The organism is Alcanivorax sp. HI0044 (genome assembly GCF_001634945.1).
The window spans coordinates 1-1,113 of the sequence record NZ_LWEZ01000401.1 but is presented as its reverse complement, the minus strand read 5'-3'; the positions used below and the strand labels follow the sequence as shown (position 1 = coordinate 1,113).

Annotated in this window: 1 protein-coding gene; it reads right to left on the bottom strand. The window is 57.0% G+C overall.

Translation table 11 applies throughout. The annotated features are described in order from the left end of the window. Positions 1-7 precede the first annotated feature (7 nt). Positions 8-1,113: Si-specific NAD(P)(+) transhydrogenase (sthA, locus tag A3730_RS04885; protein ID WP_369819040.1), on the bottom strand; the 1,106-nt coding region annotated here is incomplete at its 5' end.

Here is a 1,113-nt window from a genome sequence, read left to right as displayed (position 1 = left end):
CGATACCCTATCGCTTAATCCGATTCAGCCCGTTGATTGCCGCCACCCGGTAAGCTTCGGCCATGGTTGGGTAGTTGAAGGTGGTATCAATAAAGTACTCCAGCGTGTTGTTTTCACCGGGTTGACGCATGATGGCCTGACCCACGTGGACAATCTCCATGGCTTGATAGCCAAAACAGTGGATACCCAACACCGCCAACGTCTCACGATGAAACAGAATTTTCAGCATGCCTACCCGCTCGCCAGTAATTTGCGCCCGGGCCAGGTTTTTGAAGAAGGCCTGCCCCACGTCATACGGCACTTTGGCTTCGGTCAATTCCTGCTCGGTCCGCCCAACGCTACTGATCCCGGGAATGGTATAAATGCCCGTGGGCACGTCTGTTACCTGGCGCACTTCGTCACCAGCAATGGCGGCGGCACAGAAACGCCCCTGATCGTAGGAGGCGCTGGCCAGTGATGGCCAGCCCACCACATCACCCACGGCATAGAGCGTGTCCATCTCAGTCTGATAGCGCTCATTGACCTTGAGCTGCCCACGACTGTTGGCTGCAACCCCCACATTTTCCAGGCCAATATTCTGGGTGTTCCCGGAACGGCCGTTACACCACAACAAGGCATCCGCGCGCAGTTTCTTGCCGGATTCCAGCTCCAGCGTTACGCCCTCGTCATCCGCCGTCACCCGTTTGTAGTGTTCACCCTGGCGAATGGTGCAGCCTTGCTCACGCAGGTGATAGCTGAGCGCATCGGAAATTTCCGTATCCAGAAAATCCAGCAAGTGCTCACGGGAGTTCACCAGGTCCACCCGGATGCCAAGCCCGGTGAAGATGCAGGCATACTCCGAGCCGATGACCCCGGCACCATAGACTAGGATATGCCGCGGCGTATGGTCCATGGTCAGGATAGTATCCGAGTCGTAGATGCGCGGATGAGAGAAGTCCACGTCATCCGGGTGGTAGGGACGTGATCCCGTAGCGACCAGAATATTGCGGGTTTTCAGCAAGTGCTGGCGGCCTGCATGGTCATCGACCCGCACTTCTTGCGGTGACAGAATCTCACCACGACCCCCCGAACACGGTAACCCGGTTACGGACATAAAAGTCCGTTCGAACCTGC